The following is a 17,798-nucleotide window of genomic DNA, read 5'->3' as shown; positions in this document are numbered from 1 at the left end:
GCCTCCTTGCAGTAGAGCTGATCGAGCTGTTGCCGGGCTTGGACGAGTCTAATGTTCCGTCCGCGCGCCCGACGGCCGGGCGGTGGGACTTGCCTCACGCGAACGGCTGTACCCGTGCGGGCGCCCCTCGGACACGCCGCTGCCCGGCACCGTGGGACGGTGCCGGGCAAGGGCGGGACGCGTCGGACGCGCTCAGGCGCGGCCGGCCGACTTCTGGGTCTTGCGGGTGATCGAGTCGATGACGACCGTGGCGAGGAGCACACCGCCGGTGATCATGTACTGGATCGGGGTGGCGATGCCCTGGAGGGCGAGGCCGTACTGGATCGACGTGATCACCAGGACACCGAGCAGCGCGTTCCAGGTGCGGCCCCGGCCGCCGAAGAGGCTGGTGCCGCCGATGACGGCCGCGGCGATGACGTTCATCAGCAGGTCGCCGGAGCCGGCGCTCTGGTTGGCGGCAGCGATCTTGGAGGCCCAGAACAGACCGCCGACCGAGGCGAAGAGGCCCGCGATGGCGAAGACCGAGACGCGCACCATGGTGACGTTGATGCCGGCGCGGCGGGACGCCTCCACGCTGCCGCCGAGCGCGAAGACCTTGCGGCCGTAGGCGGTGCGGCGCAGCACGAAGTCGCTGCCGACCAGGACGATCGCGAAGAGCAGCACCGCGAGCGGCAGGCCCTTGTACTGGTTGAACATGATCGCGACGGCGAACGCGGGGACCGCGAGCAGCACGGTGCGCAGCACGATGTCGCCGAGCGGGCGGGACGGGATGCCCGCGGCGGCGCGGCGGCGGTTGCCGAGGAAGGCCGAGAGGAAGTACCCGGCGACCGCGACGAGGGCCAGCAGGTAGGCGGCGGCCACGTCCGAGAAGTAGTACGTGGTGAGCTTGCCGACCACGCCGTCGCCGTCGAGGTTGATGGTGCCGTTCGAGCCCAGGATCTGGAGCATGAAGCCGTTCCAGAACAGCAGGCCGGCCAGGGTCACCGCGAACGCGGGCGCGCCGATCCGGGCGAAGAAGAAGCCGTGCAGGGCGCCGATGACCGCGCCGGCCGCGAGGGCGGCGAGGACGGCGAGCCACTCGTTGACTCCGTGCGTGACGCTCATCACGGCGGTGATCGCCGAGGAGACACCGGAGACGGAGCCGACGGAGAGGTCGATCTCGCCGAGCAGCAGCACGAAGATGATGCCGACCGACATCATGCCGGTGGCCACCATGGCGACGAAGATGTTGTTGAGGTTCTCCGCGCCGAGGAAGGCCGAGTTCAGGCTCTGGAAGATCGCGCAGATGGCGATCAGGCCGACCACGACCGGCAGGGCGCCGAGGTCGCCGGCGCGCATCTTGCGCTTGAACTCGGTGACGTAGCCCGCGAAACCCTGTTCGCGCACGAGGAGGCGGGGGTCGACGGCGGGGGCGGCGTCGGCCGCGACGGCGGGCGCTTCGACGGGCGCCGTCTGGGACTTGTCGATGCTCACTGCTGAGCCTCCGCGGTGGTGCGCGCCGCACGACGGGTCACGGCGTTGTCCGTGGCGCCGGTGATGGCGGAGATGATCTCTTCCTGAGAGGTGGTCTTGACCTCGAACACGCCGTTGTTGCGGCCGAGCCGCAGTACGGCGACCTTGTCCGCGACGGCCTTCACATCGGCCATGTTGTGGCTGATGAGGATGACCGCGAGGCCGCGCTCGCGCAGCCGCTCGACGAGGTCGAGGACCTGGGCGGTCTGCTCGACGCCGAGGGCGGCGGTCGGCTCGTCGAGGATGACCAGCTTGGGCTCGCCGAGCATGGAGCGGGCGATGGCCACGACCTGGCGCTGACCGCCGGAGAGCGAAGCGATCGGGATGCGCACGCTGGGGATGCGGATGGACAGCGTCTGGAGCAGTTCGCGCGAGCGGCGCTCCATCTCGACCTCGTCCAGGACACCGCGGCGCTTGATCTCGCGGCCGAGGAACAGGTTGCCGACGACGTCGATGTTGTCGCACAGGGCGAGGTCCTGGTAGACCGTCGCGATGCCCAGGCTCTGGGCGTCGTGCGGCCGGTTGACCGTGACGGGCCGGCCTTCCCACTCGATGACACCGTCATCGATGGGGTGCACGCCCGCGATCGTCTTGACAAGGGTGGACTTGCCGGCGCCGTTGTCGCCGACGAGGGCAACCACCTCTCCGGCGTGGACCTCAAGCTCTACGTCGGTGAGCGCCTGGACGGCACCGAATCGCTTGGAGACCCCGCGCAACGCCAGCACGGGCGTAGCGGACACGTGAACCATCTCCTTCGCCGCCCGAGCCTGACCCCGGCGGGAGGTTGAACATGAAGAGTGAGGGGCGTTCCGTCCGGCGCCCCGCCGTTGTGCTGCGGGGCTGTCGGCGGCGGGGCGCCGGACGTGCCGGCACGGATCGCGCGGACAGTGCGCGCGTGACTCCGTGCGGGCCGGTGGGGGCGGACGATACGGCCCCCGGGGGGTGTTACTTCAGGCCGATCTTGGCGCAGGCGGCCTTGTACTTGCCCGCGCAGATGTCGTCGATCGTGTAGTAACCCTGCTTGACGACCGTGTCCTGGATGTTGTCCTTCGTCAGCGAGACGACCGGGACGATGACGGCCGGGATGCCCTTCTCGGTGCCGCTGTCGACGGTGCTGGCGTCGAGGGAGCTGTCGACCTTGCCGTCCTTGGCGATCGAGACGGCCATCTTGGCGACGGTCTCGGCCTCCTGCGGGTACGACTTGAAGACGCTCATGTACTGCTCGCCCGTCACGATGCGCTGCACGCCCGCGAGCTCGGCGTCCTGGCCGGTGACCGGGGGAAGGGTCTTGAGGCCCGCGCCCTTGAGCGCGGTGATGACGCCGCCCGCCATGCCGTCGTTGGCGGAGTAGACGCCGACGATCTTGTCCTTGCCGAGGGCGGAGATGGCGCCCTCCATGTTGGCGTTGGCGTTCTCCGGCTTCCACTCCTTGGTGTCGTACTCCTTGCCGATGTTCACCTTGCCGTCGAGGACGTCGTGCGCGCCCTTCTTGAACTGCGCGGCGTTCGGGTCGGTCACGGAGCCGTTCATCATGACGATCTTGCCGGACTTGGCCTTGTCGCCCAGGGCCTTCAGCAGGGCCTCACCCTGCGTCTTGCCGACCTCGACGTTGTCGAACGAGGTGTAGGCGGAGATGGGGCCCTCGGCCAGGCGGTCGTAGGCGACGACCGGGATGCCGGCGTCCTTGGCCTTCTTGACGCCCTGGGCGACCGCCTTGTAGTCGACCGCGTCCAGGATCAGCACGTCGACCTTCTTGGTGATCATCGTGTCGATCTGCTGCGACTGGAGGGTCGCGTCCTGCTTGGCGTTGAGGTACTCGACCTTGCCCTTGCCGTTCGTCAGCTGCGCGATCTGCTTCTGGATGATCGGCTTGTCGAACTTCTCGTAGCGGGCGGTCTGGTTCTCCGGCAGGAGCAGACCGACGGTGATGTCGTCACCCTTGTGGGTCGTCGTCTTCCCGCTGTCGCCGTTGCCGCCGGACTCCTTCGCGCTGCCGCACGCGGCGAGCGAGACGGTCATGGCAGTGGCACAGAAAGCAAAGGCGGCACGACGCATGCGCGTGTTCACTCTGGAAACCTCCCTGACGAGGCCGCGTCGTTGCGGCCGAGGTGGCTGGAAGTCAACTCGGCCACGCGTACGACGTCAAGAAGTAAATCCTTAACGAGATGGCAACGGTGCCATCCGTTTTCTAAGTGAAGGCGGGGGCCGTCGCGGGCAGCGCACCCTCCAAAAGGGTCGAATCGCCCATCTCGCTGAGGGCGAGGGCGAGCGCCCCGAGCACCTCGGCGCGGCCCCCAAGTGCTCCGGGGAGAACGGACAGTTGACGCGCGGCGCTGGGGATGGCGTAGCGGCCGACGGACTCCCGGATCGGCCCGAGCACCAGCTCACCGGCCTCGGCGAGATCGCCGCCCAGGACCACCCGGCTCGGGTTCAGCAGATTGCAGAGATTGGCCACTCCGCTGCCGATGTGGCGGCCGACGTCGGCGATCACCCGGCGACAGCCCGGATCGCCCTCCCGGGCCAGCCGTACGACGCCCTCCATCGTCAGGTCCGGGCCGTGGCTGGGCTGGAGCAGCGGGAGCACGTAGCGCGCCGCCGCGAAGGTCTCCAGGCAGCCGCGGTTGCCGCAGCGGCAGACCGGCCCGGACTCGTCGAGGGTGATGTGGCCGATCTCGCCCGCCGTGCCGCCGGGCCCGCGGTAGATCGTGCCGTCGATCACCAGGCCGGCGCCCACACCGCTCGCCACCTTGATGTACGCCAGGTCCCGCACGCCCTTGCCGCTGCCCCAGACCAGCTCGCCGAGGGCGCCGAGGTTGGCATCGTTGTCCACGTGCACGGGAACCCCGAGCCGCTCGCGCAGCTCCTCGGCGGGCCTGGTGCCGCCCCAGCCGGGCAGGATCGCGGTGGACCCGAGGGTCCCGGACTCGACGTCGATCGGGCCCGGCACGCCGAGCCCCACGCCGGCCACCTTGGTCCGGTCCACGCCGGTCGCCGCGATCAGGCGCTCGACCAGCTGTTCGGCCCGGTCGAAGCCCTGGGCGGCGGAGGCGTCGACGTCCAGCGGCTCGGCCTCCTCGGCCAGCACCTGGTGGGCGAGGTTCCCGACCGCGACCCGCAGGTGGGTGTGGCCGAAGTCGACCCCGATGACGATCCCGGCGTCCCCGCTCAGGCTGACGCTGCGGGCCCGCCGCCCGCCCGCCGATGTGGGGGTGACCTCGACGGTCCCCCCGTCCTTCAGCTCCCGCACGATGTTGGAGACGGTGGCGGCGGACAGTCCGGTCGTCCGCGCGATCTCCGCCTGCGTGAGGGACCCGGCCAGGCGTACGGCCCGGACGACCCGCTCCAGGTTGGCCCGGTGCAGTGACGACTGCGACCCTGGAGTCTCCACGACGACCTCCTGAGCGCGGGGCCGCTTCAGCGAGGCCCCGTGTATGTCCAACTAGTGAACTCTAAGCTGAGCCGTTCGGGGCGCTTTCCGTCAAGAGGTTGAACCGTTTCCGGGTACCCCGGCACAGGAACGCACACCGCCCCGACATCCCGGCAGCGGTGTGCGCGCACCGGGTCACGGGGCGTCGCCCCCACCGGCGGCCGCGGTTACTTCAGCGCCCCCGCGGTCAGTCCCTGCACCACCTGGCGCTGGAAGACGATGTACGCCGCGAGCACCGGCAGCATCGCCATGACCAGCCCCGCGAACAGGCCGGACCAGTCGCCCTTGTACCCCTGGCTCACCGCGAGCTGGACCAGGCCCTGGGTGAGGACCTTCTTGTCCGGGTCGGTGTTCAGCACCGTGGGCAGCATGTACTGGTTCCACTGGCCGAGGAAGTTGAAGATGCCCACGCTGATCAGGCCGGGTTTGGCCATGGGCAGCATGATCTGGAAGAACGTACGCGTGTGCGAAGCGCCGTCCACGAAGGCGGCCTCCGCCACCGAGGCGGGCAGGGTGCGGAAGAACGCCGTGAGGAAGAAGACCGTGAACGGCAGCGAGTAGGCGATGTAGACCACGATCAGGCCGTGGATCGTGTTGAGCATGCCCATGTTGTTCACGACGTAGAACAGCGGGACCAGCGCGAGCATGATCGGGAAGCTCATGCCGCCGACGAACAGGTAGTAGATGAAGCGGTTGCCCGGGAAGTCGAACCGGGCCAGCACATAGGCCGCCATCGAGCCGAGCACCAGGGTGCCGACGAGCGAGCCGCCGACCACCAGGACGGTGTTCAGGAAGTAGTCGCTCATGTTGGCGTCGGTCCAGGCCCGCGCCCAGTTGTCGAAGTGCAGCCGGTCCGGCAGGGACCAGGGCGAGCCGAAGATGGAGCTGTCGTCCTTGAACGACGTCATCACCGCCCACACCAGCGGCATGACCACCATGATCGCCCAGATCACGAGGACGCCGTGGGAGAAGACGTTGAGGACGCCGCCCTCCTTCCTCCCCCCGGAGGGCCGGCGCGCGGCCGGGTGCGCGTCCAACTCGGCGACGGTCGCGCCGGACTCGGCCGGCTGCGGGACGGGGGTCTCGGTCGTCTTCATCGGTTCAGAACTCCAGCCGCTCGCGACGGCCCAGCCGCATCACGATCGCCGCGAACGCGAGCGTGACGACCAGCAGGGCGACGCCGATGGTGGTGGCGTAGGCGGCCTGACCGTCCCGGAACGCCTTCTGGTACACGTACAGGACCATCACCGTGGTCGAGTAGTCGGGCCCGCCCGGTCCCGTCGTCATGATCCCCACGACCGCGAACGACTCCGCGCCGAGCGCGAGGATGCCCATGTAGACCCAGCCGGACTGCACGGTGTCCCACAGCAGCGGCAGGGTGACGCGGAAGAACGTGGTGGCCCGGCCCGCGCCGTCCAGCAGCGCCGCCTCGTACAGCTCGGCGGGGATGGAGGCCATGCCCGCGGAGAACAGCACCACGAAGAAGCCGACCGTGGACCACACGAGCACCGCCATCACGCACCACAGCGCGAGGTTCGGATCACCCAGCCACAGCGGCTGGACGCCGTCGAGTCCGATGCCGCGCAGGAGCGAGTTGATCGCGCCGCTGTCCGGGTTGTACGCGAAGGCGAACAGCAGCGAGACGATCGCGATCGAGAGCACCTGCGGAAAGAAATAGACGATCTTGTAGAAGGACGAGCCCCGGACCCCGGAGATCACGGGGCCGCCCTTTCTCCGTCGTCCGCCCACATTGATCATGAAGGCGAAGAACAGCGCCAGTCCGATCGTCACCACCGGCAGCACGAGAGCGAAGAGCAGACTGTGCTGCAACGACTTCCAGAAGATGTCGTCGTCGAGCATCCTCTCGTAGTTGTCGAACCCGACCATCTCGAAATCGGGGCTGAGGCCCGTCCAGTCCGTGAACGAGTAGTAGATGGACTGGATGAACGGCCACACCACGAAGAGCGCGTACAGTCCCAGGGGAAGTGCCAGAAACCCCACGATGAACCGGTACTTGCCGTGCCGCATCGCCACTCCGGTGCTGTCGGAACGCTGGATTACTGGTGCTTGTAGTGCTTGATGGAGGTGTCCTTGGCCGCCTCGTCGGCGAAGCCCTGGATCTTCTTGATCGCCTCGGCCGGGGTGAGCCGGCCGGCCATCATCTCGCCGAGGCCGGCCACGCCGATCTTCTCCTTCTGGAGCTGCACGTACCAGTCCTGGAGCCGCGGGTTCACCACGTTGGTCCCGGCCTTGTCCAGGGCCGCCACGCCCGACTTCAGACCCGGGGTGAGGGTGATGCCGGTGGTGCCGCCGTTGAACGCGGTCAGCGACTTCACCTTGGCGGTGAAGTTCTTCGAGGACGCCTCGGAGAGCATGATGCGCAGCTGCTCCATCCCGCCCTCGGAGTTCTTCGCCTTGGCCGGGACGACGAAGGGTTCACCGCCCGAGGCCCAGATGGTGCCGAACGGCAGCTTGTCGGAGCCGTCGAGCCCGGAGGGCGCGGAGACGGCGAGGCCGAAGTCGGCCGGGATCACGTTGGCCGACTCGTTCTCCACCCAGGAGCCGTTCGGCAGGAACAGCGCCTTGCCCTTGGCCCACGCGGTCTGCGACTGGATGTGGTCGAGGCCCGGGGTGCCCTTGAGGACGTAGCCCTTCTTGTACAGCTCGTAGTACGCCTCGAAACACGCCTTGACCGCCGGGTGCTTCCACGCGCCGGGCTCCAGGTTGTCGATGGCGTCGAGCACCTCGCGCCCGCCGACCTTGCCGATCATCGGGTACAGCGAGAAGGGGATGTAGTACGGGTACTTGCCCGCGTAGGTCCAGCCCGCGATGCCCTTCTTCTTGGCCTTCGCGCACAGCGCGAGCATCTCGTCCCAGGTCTCGGGGTACGCCGCGTCCAGCGAGTCCAGCCCCTTCTGCGAGTACCAGACGCCGTACACCGTGTAGGCGTAGTACAGGATCCAGACCGGGTCGCCGTCGAACTGGCCCATCTCCACGATGCCGGGGCGCAGCGTGTCGCGGACCTTCTTGCCCGGGTCGTCGTACGACGGCGCGTCCAGCAGCGGGGTGAGGTCGGCGAGCTGGTTCTTGCCGACGAGGACGCCCATGTCCATCTGCTCGGCACCGGAGTTGTCGATGAGGTCCGGCGGGTCGCCCTGGTTGAAGCGGGGCTGGAGCGTGGACTGGATCTTCTGCGTGGCCGCGAACTTCACCTTGGCCTTGGGGAAGTCGTGCTGGTAGATCTTGACCGCGTCCTCGGCGTACTCCTTGCCGAAGCCGCCGTCGAAGAGGACGAATTCCATGCCCGCGCCGTCATTGACCCCGAGCGGGTTCTTGGCGGTCTTCTTGCCCGCCTTGGCCTTGTCCTGTCCGTCGCCGCCACTGCTCGCGCAGGCGGACAGCAGGCCCATCCCCGGCGCGGCGACCAGACCGAGCGCCGCCGAGCGCTTGATCAGATCACGACGGCCGACACCTTCAACGCCGTGGTGCCCAGTGGATCCCATGCTCAAGTCCTCGCCCTCTCCAGGACTCAGGCGGTGAACCGGATCCTCCCCGGCACCGCTGTCGGGTAGTGCAGGGTCGTGCGGGAAACGCCGACAGGTATAGTCCACTTACGGTCAGCGGACAAGATCGAATGCAAGGTTCACGATCGGTCTTTTCCGAGTTGAGACCTCCCGGAAATATGAGCGCCGGAAGAGTGCCGCACCGGAAGAACCAGCGACATAAGTCCCTGAATGCCGCAGCCAACACCCTTGACATCACGCACCACTTGACCACCTACTGGTTCCTGCGCCCGCAGTTGACAACGTTGTCCGATGGGGCGCAGGAGGGGTAATCCGTAGATGCAGCGGAGAAAGCGGCACAGATGGGGCCCGGCGGTCGTCCTCACGGCCGCCTTTGCCATGGCCGTCGGGGCGCAGGGCGCGGCGGTCGCCCTGCCCGCCGGCGCCCCGGCGGCGGACCGGGAGTTCGCATCCTCGTTCGAGGCGGGCGAGCCGGCACCGGACTGGCTGAACACCGTCGACACCGGCCCGGACGGCGGCAAGCGCGCCTCGGGCGTCGACGGCGGCTACAGCACCGGCATCCCGGGCAACGTCACCGACCACGTCACCGGGGTCCGGGCGAGCGGCGAGAACGAGGGCGCCGGCGAGGTCAAGGAGAACCTGGCCGACGGCGAGCCCGGCACCAAGTGGCTGACCTTCGCCCCCACCGGCTGGGCGGAGTTCGACCTGGACAAGCCGATGAGGATAACGACCTACGCGCTCACCTCGGCCAACGACTACGACACGCGCGACCCCCGGGACTGGACCCTCAAGGGCTCCGCCGACGGCGAGGACTGGAAGACGGTGGACAGCCGCTCGGGCGAGAACTTCTCCGAGCGCTTCCAGACCAGGTCCTACGACCTCGCCGAGCCCGCCGCCTACCGGCACTTCCGGCTGGAGGTGACGGGGAACAACGGCGCCCCGGACATCCTCCAACTCGCGGACGTGCAGTTCTCCACCGGAGGCGGCGGCGGGCCGGTGCCCGAGGACATGCTGTCCCTGGTCGACCAGGGCCCGAGCGGCTCCCCGACCGCCAAGGCGCGCGCCGGGTTCACCGGGAAGCGCGCGCTGCGCTACGCCGGCCGGCACACGGCGGCCGGCCGGGCGTACTCGTCCAACCGGGTCTTCGACGTGAACGTCGAGGTCGGCCGCGACACCCAGCTCTCGTACCGTCTCTTCCCGTCGATGGCCGACGGCGACCGCGACTACGACGCGACGAACGTCTCCGTCGACCTGGCCTTCACCGACGGCACCTATCTGAGCGACCTGGGCGCGGTGGACCAGCACGGCTTCCCGCTCTCCCCGCGCGGACAGGGCGCGTCGAAGGCTTTGTACGTCAACCAGTGGAACGACGTGGTCGCGCGGATCGGCGCGGTGGCGGCCGGCCGGACCGTCGACCGCATCCTGGTGGCGTACGACTCCCCCGCCGGCCCGGCGAAGTTCCGCGGCTGGCTCGACGACGTCTCCCTGAAGCCGGTGGCGCCCGAGAAGCCCCGGGCACACCTGGCGGACTACGCGCTGACCACCCGCGGCACCAACTCCAGCGGCAGCTATTCGCGCGGCAACGACTTCCCGGCGACGGCCCTGCCGCACGGCTTCAACTTCTGGACGCCGGTCACCAACGCGTCCTCGCTGAGCTGGCTGTACGAGTACGCGCGTGCGAACAACGCTGACAACCTGCCGACGATCCAGGCGTTCAGCGCGAGCCACGAGCCGAGCCCGTGGATGGGTGACCGGCAGACCTTCCAGGTGATGCCGTCGGCCGCGTCCGGTACCCCGGACACCGCCCCGCGGGCGCGCGAACTGGCCTTCCGGCACGAACACGAGACCGCGCGGCCCTACTACTACGGGGTGCGGTTCGAGAACGGCCTCAAGGCCGAGATGACCCCGACCGACCACGCGGCCGTGCTGCGCTTCACCTACCCCGGTGACGACGCGAGCGTGCTCTTCGACAACGTCACCGAGCAGGCGGGTCTCACCCTCGACCGGGAGCACGGGACCGTCACCGGTTACTCGGACGTGAAGTCCGGCCTGTCCACGGGCGCGACCCGGCTGTTCGTGTACGGCACGTTCGACAAGCCGGTCACCGACGGCGGATCGAGCGGGGTGAAGGGCTTCCTGCGCTTCGACGCGGGCGCCGACCGCACGGTCACCCTGCGCCTGGCGACCTCGCTGATCAGCGTCGACCAGGCGAAGGACAACCTGCGCCAGGAGGTCCCGGACGGCGCCTCCTTCGACAGCGTCCGAGCGCACGCCCGGCAGGTGTGGGACAGGCTGCTCGGCAAGGTCGAGGTGGAGGGCGCGACCCCCGACCAGCTCACCACCCTCTACTCCGGCCTGTACCGGCTGTACCTGTACCCCAACTCCGGCTTCGAGAGGGTGGACGGCGAGGACCGTTACGCCTCGCCGTTCTCCGCCATGCCGGGCCCGGACACCCCGACGCACACCGGCGCGAGGATCGTGGACGGCAAGGTGTACGTCAACAACGGCTTCTGGGACACCTACCGGACGACCTGGCCGGCGTACTCCTTCCTGACGCCGTCCCAGGCGGGCGAGATGGCCGACGGGTTCGTGCAGCAGTACAAGGACGGCGGCTGGACCTCCCGCTGGTCCTCCCCCGGCTACGCGGACCTGATGACCGGCACCTCCTCGGACGTGGCGTTCGCCGACGCCTACGTCAAGGGCGTGAGGTTCGACGCGAAGGCGGCGTACGACGCGGCCGTGAAGAACGCGACCGTCGTGCCGCCCATGCCGGGCGTGGGCCGCAAGGGCATGGCCACCTCGCCCTTCCTCGGCTACACCACGACCGACACCCACGAGGGCCTGTCCTGGGCGATGGAGGGCTACGTCAACGACTACGGCATCGCGAAGATGGGCGAGGCCCTCTACCGGGAGACGGGCGAGAAGCGCTACCGGGAGGAGTCGGAGTACTTCCTCAACCGGGCGCGGGACTACGTGAAGCTGTTCGACACCAAGGCCGGCTTCTTCCAGGGCCGGGACGCCCGGGGCGACTGGCGGGTGCCCTCCGCCGCGTACGACCCGCGCGTGTGGGGTCACGACTACACCGAGACCAACGGCTGGGGCTACGCCTTCACCGCCCCGCAGGACAGCCGGGGCCTGGCCAACCTGTACGGCGGCCGGCAGGGGCTCGCGGACAAGCTGGACGAGTACTTCGCCACCCCGGAGACGGCCTCCCCGGACTACGTGGGCTCCTACGGCGGTGTCATCCACGAGATGACCGAGGCGCGGGACGTCCGGATGGGCATGTACGGCCACTCCAACCAGGTCGCGCACCACGTCATCTACATGTACGACGCGGCCGGCCAGCCGTGGAAGGCGCAGGCGTACGTGCGCGAGGCGCTGTCCCGGCTCTACACCGGCAGCGAGATCGGGCAGGGCTACCACGGCGACGAGGACAACGGCGAGCAGTCGGCCTGGTACCTGTTCTCCGCGCTCGGCTTCTACCCGCTGGTCATGGGCAGCGGCGAGTACGCCATCGGCTCCCCGCTGTTCAAGAAGGTGACCGTGCACCTGGAGAACGGCCGGGATCTGGTGGTGCGGGCGCCCGGCAACAGCGCGAAGAACGTCTATGTGCAGGGCGTGAAGGTCAACGGGCGTACCTGGACGTCGACTTCGCTGCCCCACTCGCTGCTGGCCAAGGGCGGGGTGCTGGACTTCTCCATGGGCGCCGAGCCGTCGGCCTGGGGCTCGGGCGAGGACGCGGCGCCGGTCTCCGTCACCCGGGACGACAAGGTGCCGGCACCGCGCGCGGACGTGCTGAAGGGTGACGGCGCGCTCTTCGACGACACCTCGGCCACGAGCGCGGTAGTCACCTCGGCGGACCTGCCGGCCCCGGGTCCCGTACGGCCCGTGCAGTACACGCTGACCTCGGGGGCCGACCGGACGAAGGCGCCGGCCGGCTGGACCCTCCAGGGCTCCGTCGACGGCACGCGGTGGCGGACGCTGGACCACCGCTCGGGCGAGGCGTTCGCCTGGGACCGGCAGACCCGTGCCTTCACCATCGCCACGCCGGGGACGTACGCGAAGTACCGGCTCGTGCTGGACGGCGAGTCGACCCTGGCGGAGGTGGAGCTGCTGGCCTGACCGCCGCACCGCCGCGACAGCCGGCCCCCCGAGGAGCAGTGTGCCGTGTCCCGGCCCCTCCTCCGGCGGGCCGGCTGTCGCGTTCCGCCCGGTCGTACGGGGCGGATTTCACCCGCTCCTGACACTCGCCTTGCGAAGGCGGGAAGGTGCCGACCCGGACTTGGGGAACCTGACGAAGCCCTGGAACCAGGGCCGTTGAAACGGCGGCCGGGGGCGAAGAACCTTGGATTCAGGATCCCGTGCGGTGTGCGCGGGGGCCGCGGCGGACGCGGCGGCCGTGCCGCCGAGGACCTGTCCGCCGGACCGTGGACGAGTACCGGGCCGGAGCGGAAGGAGGGCGGCGAAGCGATGGGACGCCGGGTAGTGATCACCGGGATGGGAGTCCTCGCGCCGGGCGGAGCGGACGTCGAGGGCTTCTGGGACCTGCTCGGCGCGGGCCGCACGGCGACGCGCCGGATCACCTTCTTCGACCCGTCCCCGTTCCGCTCCCGGGTGGCGGCCGAGGTCGACCTCGATCCGGCGGCGCACGGGCTGACGTCCGAGGAGACCGGGCGGCTGGACCGGGCCGCCCTGTTCGGCGTGGTGACGGCACGGCAGGCGGTGGCGGACAGCGGTCTCGACCCGGACGCGCTCGACCCCTGCCGGACCGGCGTGAGCGTGGGCACCGCCTTCGGCGCGGTCACCGGTCCGGAGGCCGCGTACCGGGCGCTCGGCGACGACGGCCGGCGCGGGCCCGCCGGCCTCCGGGGTGCCCTCCCCCGGCTGTACGACCTGTTCGTGCCCGGCGCGCTCGCCACCGAGGTGGCCTGGACGGCGGGCGCCCAGGGGCCGGCGACGGTGGTCGCCACCGGCTGCACGGCGGGGACCGACGCGGTCGGACACGCCGTGGAGGTGATCCGCGACGGCACCGCCGACGTCATGGTCGCGGGCGCCGTGGACGCGCCGATCACCCCGCTGACGCTGGCGGCGTTCGACGCGATCCGGGCCACGACGACGCTGAACGACGAGGCGGAGACCGCCTCGCGCCCCTTCGACCCGTCCCGCAAGGGCTTCGTCCTCGGTGAGGGCGCGGCGGTGTTCGTGCCGGAGGAACTGGGCCCGGCGCGGCAGCGCGTTCCACATGACGGGGCTGCGCGGGGACGGCGCCGACCTGGCGGCCGCGATCGGGGCGGCGCCGGACGAGGCCCGGCTGGACGCGACGGCGGTGGACTACGTCAACGCGCACGGCACGGGCACCCGGCAGAACGACCGGCACGAGACGGCCGCGCTGAAGCGGGCTCTGGGGGAGCACGCGCGCCGCACACCGGTCAGCTCGATCAAGTCGATGGTGGGGCACTCGATGGGGGCGATCGGCGCCCTGGAGACCGCCGCCCGCGCCCTGGCCATGAAGCACCACGTGGTGCCCCCGACCGCGAACCTGCACACACCGGACCCCGAGTGCGATCTCGACTTTGTACCGCTGACCGCCCGCGCACACCGCACCGATGCCGTGCTCACCATCGGCAGTGGGTTCGGTGGCTTCCGATGCGCGATGGTGCTGACGCGCCCCGGCCGGAGCGGCGGATGAGCGGCGCCGCCGGCGGCCGTGGCCGTACGGTCATCACCGGGATGGGCGTGGCCACTCCGCACGGTCTGGAGGTGGAGGAGTTCTGGGCCGCCGTCCGCGTCGGCAGGAACGCCATCGGCCCGCTGACCCGGTTCGACGCCTCCGGCTACCCGGCGCGGCTGGCCGGGGAGATCCCCGGGTTCTCGGCCGCGGACCACCTGCCCGGCCCGCTGGTCCCGCAGACCGACCGGACGACCCAGCTCGCGCTGGTCGCGGCGGACCGGGCACTGCGGGACGCGGGCCTGGCGCCGGGCGACCTCCCGGCGTACGGCATGGGGGTGGTGACCGCCGTCGGCGCGGGCGGCGCGGCCTTCGGCGAGCGGGAGCTGTGGGAGCTGGGGCCCGGCCATGTCTCCGCCTACCAGTCGTTCGCCTGGTTCCCGGCGGTGAACACCGGGCAGCTCGCGATCCGCGGGGGCAGCCGAGGTCCCAACGGGGTGCTGATCGGCGACCAGGCCGGCGGCCTCGACGCCGTCGGACAGGCCCGCCGGGAGCTGAACCGGGGCAGCCGGCTGGTCGCGGCGGGCGGCTTCGAGGCGTCGTTGACCCCGCTCGGCTGGGCGGCCCGGCTGTCCACCGGGCTGATGTCCCGTTCGGACCGGCCGGACCGCGCCTACGCGCCCTTCCAGCCGACGGCCGGCGGGTACGTGCCCGGCGAGGGCGGCGCGCTGCTCATCCTCGAGGAGGAGACGAGCGCCCGGGAGCGCGGGGCGCGGACGCTCCACGCCGAGCTGGCCGGGTACGGCGCGACGCTCGACCCGCCGCCGGGCAGCGGGCGGGAGCCGGGGCTGCGCCGGGCGATCGAGCTGGCCCTGGCGGACGCGCGCACCACACCGGCCGCGGTGGACGTCGTCTTCGCCGACGCCGCCGGCAGCCCGGAGCCGGACGCCGCGGAGGCCCGTGCCATCACCGCGGTGTTCGGGCCGGGCGGGGTGCCGGTGACCGCGCCGAAGACCACGATCGGGCGGCTGCTGGCGGGCGGCGCCCCGGTGGACGTGGTGACCGCCGTCCTCGCCATCCGCGAGGGCCTGATCCCGCCCACCATCAACGTCGGTACGGGCTCGGCCGGCGACCTGGACCTGGTCGCCGGGCGGCCCCGGACCGCCTCGGTGCGGACCGCGCTCGTCCTGGCCCGGGGGCACGGCGGCTTCAACTCGGCCGTGGTGCTCCGGGCCGTCGACTGAGCCGCCCGCCCCCGATCCGGCGGTGCCGGCCGGTCCGCCCCTCCCCCCGGGCGGTGCCGGCCGGCACCGCCCGGCACCGCGCCCGCGGCCGTCCGATCCCCCGGGACGGCCGCGGGCGCCCTTGTCCTCCGGGTGCTCGCACCGCCTGGAGCCCCGAACTCCCGGGTGCCGTTCCGGCCCCGGGCCCGCACCCACCCGTCCCCCCATCAGAAAGGGACCGACCGTGTCCAAGCAGGAGTTCACCATCGACGACCTCAAGCGCATCCTGCGGGAAGGGGCCGGCGCGGACGAGACCGTCGACCTCGACGGCGACATCCTCGACACCGACTTCGAGGAACTGGGCTACGAGTCGCTGGCGTTGCTGGAGACCGGCGGCCGGATCGAGCGCGAGTTCGGGATCACCCTGGACGACGACGTGTTCACCGACGCCCGTACCCCCCCCGCCACGGCGTTCCCCCTCTTCTCTCGTCATCCCCGGCCACATCGGCCGCCCTTTCGCGTTTCGGAGGAAGCACATGTCGGAGCAGGACAAGCGGGTCGCCGTCGTCACCGGTGCCACCAGCGGCATCGGCCTGGCCGTCGCCCGGCTGCTGGCGGCGCAGCGCCACCGGGTCTTCATCGGAGCCCGCAACGCGGACAACGTCGCCGCGACCGTCAAGGAACTCGCCGGCGAGGGCCTGGAGGTCGACGGCGGGGTGCTGGACGTGCGGGACGAGGAGAGCGTGCGCGCCTGGATCCAGCAGGCCGTGGACCGCTTCGGCACGATCGACGTGGTCGTCAACAACGCGGGCCGCTCCGGCGGCGGCGTGACCGCCGACATCGACCCCGAGCTGTGGCACGACGTCATCGACACGAACCTCAACTCGGTCTTCCGGGTCACCACCGCGGCCCTGAACACCGGCGGCCTGCGGCACAAGGAGCGCGGCCGCATCATCAACATCGCCTCCACCGCGGGCAAGCAGGGCGTGGTGCTGGGCGCCCCGTACTCCGCGTCCAAGCACGGCGTGGTCGGCTTCACCAAGGCGCTCGGCAACGAGCTGGCGCCGACCGGCATCACCGTCAACGCGGTCTGCCCGGGGTACGTCGAGACGCCGATGGCCCAGCGGGTGCGGCAGGGGTACGCCGCCGCCTACGACACCACCGAGGACGCGATCCTGGAGAAGTTCCAGGCGAAGATCCCGCTCGGCCGCTACTCCACGCCGGAGGAGGTCGCGGGGCTGGTCGGCTACCTCGCCTCGGACACCGCCGCCTCCATCACCGCCCAGGCCCTCAACGTCTGCGGCGGCCTCGGCAACTTCTGAGCCCGGCGGGCCGCGCCCACGGCCCGCCGTACCGCCGCGGCACGCCGCCGGGGCGCCCGCCCACACCGCCGTACCGAACCGACACCCGAGGAGTCCGAGCATGTCGCAGCCCGGCCTGCGCGAAGTGGAGCACGAGATCAGCGTCGACGCTCCCGCCGCCGCCGTGTACCGCCTGATCGCCGACGTGGCCAACTGGCCGCGCGTCTTCCCGCCGACCATCTACGTCGACCACCTGGAGCGCGGCGAGGGCACGGAGCGCATCCGGATCTGGGCCACCGCCAACGGCGAGGCCAAGAACTGGACGTCGCGCCGCACCCTGGACCCGGAGGGGCTGCGGATCACCTTCCGCCAGGAGGTGTCCGCCCCGCCCGTCGCCGCGATGGGCGGCACCTGGATCATCGAACCGCTCGGCGCGTCCGTCTCCCGGGTCCGCCTGCTGCACGACTACCGCGCCGTCGACGACGACCCGGCGAGCCTGGAGTGGATCGACCGGGCCGTCGACCGCAACTCCCGCTCCGAGCTGGCGGCCCTGAAGACCAACGTCGAGAAGGCGCACGCCGAGGAGGAGCTGACGTTCTCCTTCGAGGACACCGTGCGGGTCGACGGCTCCGCCAAGGACGTCTACGACTTCGTCAACGAGGCCGACAAGTGGTCCGAGCGGCTGCCGCACGTCGCCACGGTGCGGCTGCGCGAGGACACCCCGGGCCTCCAGGAGCTGGAGATGGACACCCGGGCCAAGGACGGTTCGACGCACACCACCAAGTCGTACCGGGTGACGTTCCCGCAGCGCCGGATCGCCTACAAGCAGACCACGCTGCCGGCGCTGATGACCCTGCACACCGGCTACTGGACCTTCACCGAGGACGCCGCGGGCACGCTGGCCTCCTCCCAGCACACGGTCACCCTCAACGCCGCGAACATCGCCCGGGTGCTGGGCGAGGGGGCCACGGTCGCGGACGCCCGGGAGTACGTGCACACGGCGCTGTCCACCAACAGCACGGCCACGCTGCACCACGCCAAGCGGTACGCCGAGGAACGGGCCCCGGGGCAGGGCTGACCGTGCCGCCCGACCACCCCGCGCGCACCCCCGGGGCGGCCGGCGCCGCCGTGACGGGTCCGGCG

General features: G+C 70.8%; 12 protein-coding genes and 2 pseudogenes. 7 read left to right on the top strand and 7 right to left on the bottom strand.

All coding sequences use genetic code 11. The features are described from left to right. Positions 1-192: 192 nt before the first annotated feature. From IF37_RS0114250 to ngcE, 7 genes are all read right to left on the bottom strand, one after another. Positions 193-1,473 carry a sugar ABC transporter permease gene (locus IF37_RS0114250; protein WP_030741683.1) on the bottom strand — a complete coding sequence of 427 codons (1,281 nt, stop codon included), beginning with the start codon at positions 1,471-1,473 and terminating at the stop codon, positions 193-195. Then, positions 1,470-2,261, bottom strand: coding sequence for an ATP-binding cassette domain-containing protein (locus IF37_RS0114245; RefSeq protein ID WP_030741680.1), 792 nt, complete (start codon positions 2,259-2,261; stop codon positions 1,470-1,472). Before IF37_RS0114245 ends, IF37_RS0114250 begins: the two co-directional genes overlap by 4 nt. Positions 2,262-2,457: 196 nt before the next feature. After that, positions 2,458-3,579: a sugar ABC transporter substrate-binding protein gene (locus IF37_RS0114240; RefSeq protein WP_030741677.1), complete on the bottom strand. Its 1,122-nt coding sequence runs from the start codon at positions 3,577-3,579 to the stop codon at positions 2,458-2,460. 121 nt (positions 3,580-3,700) lie between these two features. Continuing rightward, the gene (locus IF37_RS0114235) at positions 3,701-4,900 is read right to left on the bottom strand and encodes an ROK family transcriptional regulator (RefSeq protein WP_030741674.1); all 1,200 of its coding nucleotides are present in this window, start codon (positions 4,898-4,900) and stop codon (positions 3,701-3,703) included. A gap of 206 nt (positions 4,901-5,106) precedes the next feature. Continuing rightward, a complete protein-coding gene (locus IF37_RS0114230; RefSeq protein WP_030741672.1) occupies positions 5,107-6,036 on the bottom strand; it encodes a carbohydrate ABC transporter permease in 930 nt (309 codons plus the stop codon). Between the two features lie 4 nt (positions 6,037-6,040). Next, positions 6,041-6,967 (bottom strand): carbohydrate ABC transporter permease, encoded by a 927-nt coding sequence (locus IF37_RS0114225; RefSeq protein WP_030741670.1) that lies wholly within the window; start codon positions 6,965-6,967, stop codon positions 6,041-6,043. A gap of 29 nt (positions 6,968-6,996) precedes the next feature. Next, positions 6,997-8,442: an N-acetylglucosamine/diacetylchitobiose ABC transporter substrate-binding protein gene (gene ngcE / locus IF37_RS0114220; RefSeq protein ID WP_030741667.1), complete on the bottom strand. Its 1,446-nt coding sequence runs from the start codon at positions 8,440-8,442 to the stop codon at positions 6,997-6,999. A gap of 339 nt (positions 8,443-8,781) precedes the next feature. On the opposite strand from ngcE, the gene IF37_RS0114210 reads away from it, so the two are divergent. The 7 genes and pseudogenes from IF37_RS0114210 to IF37_RS0114190 all read left to right on the top strand — a co-directional run bounded on the left by IF37_RS0114210 (position 8,782) and on the right by IF37_RS0114190 (position 17,733). Next, complete coding sequence (locus IF37_RS0114210) at positions 8,782-12,585, top strand: GH92 family glycosyl hydrolase (protein ID WP_030741664.1); 3,804 nt, start codon at positions 8,782-8,784, stop codon at positions 12,583-12,585. A 348-nt stretch (positions 12,586-12,933) separates the two neighbouring features. After that, a pseudogene (locus IF37_RS46615) lies at positions 12,934-13,617 on the top strand (beta-ketoacyl synthase); the annotation flags it as partial. 88 nt (positions 13,618-13,705) lie between these two features. Beyond that, positions 13,706-14,152, top strand: a complete 447-nt coding sequence (locus IF37_RS46610) for a hypothetical protein (protein ID WP_367647069.1) — start codon at positions 13,706-13,708, stop codon at positions 14,150-14,152. Beyond that, complete coding sequence (locus tag IF37_RS0114200; RefSeq protein ID WP_030741661.1) at positions 14,149-15,375, top strand: beta-ketoacyl synthase N-terminal-like domain-containing protein; 1,227 nt, start codon at positions 14,149-14,151, stop codon at positions 15,373-15,375. Before IF37_RS46610 ends, IF37_RS0114200 begins: the two co-directional genes overlap by 4 nt. A 223-nt stretch (positions 15,376-15,598) precedes the next feature. Next, positions 15,599-15,814 (top strand): annotated as a pseudogene (locus IF37_RS41995) (acyl carrier protein); the annotation flags it as partial. A gap of 76 nt (positions 15,815-15,890) precedes the next feature. After that, on the top strand, positions 15,891-16,676 hold the full coding sequence (gene fabG / locus IF37_RS0114195) for a 3-oxoacyl-ACP reductase FabG (RefSeq protein ID WP_030741658.1): 786 nt from the start codon (positions 15,891-15,893) through the stop codon (positions 16,674-16,676). Between the two features lie 100 nt (positions 16,677-16,776). Next, positions 16,777-17,733: an aromatase/cyclase gene (locus IF37_RS0114190; RefSeq protein ID WP_030741655.1), complete on the top strand. Its 957-nt coding sequence runs from the start codon at positions 16,777-16,779 to the stop codon at positions 17,731-17,733. Positions 17,734-17,798 lie beyond the last annotated feature (65 nt).

This window comes from Streptomyces sp. NRRL S-31, from assembly GCF_000718775.1.
Taxonomy (GTDB): domain Bacteria; phylum Actinomycetota; class Actinomycetes; order Streptomycetales; family Streptomycetaceae; genus Streptomyces.
The sequence above is the reverse complement of the archived record's forward strand: the minus strand, read 5'-3'. Positions and strand labels throughout refer to the sequence as shown.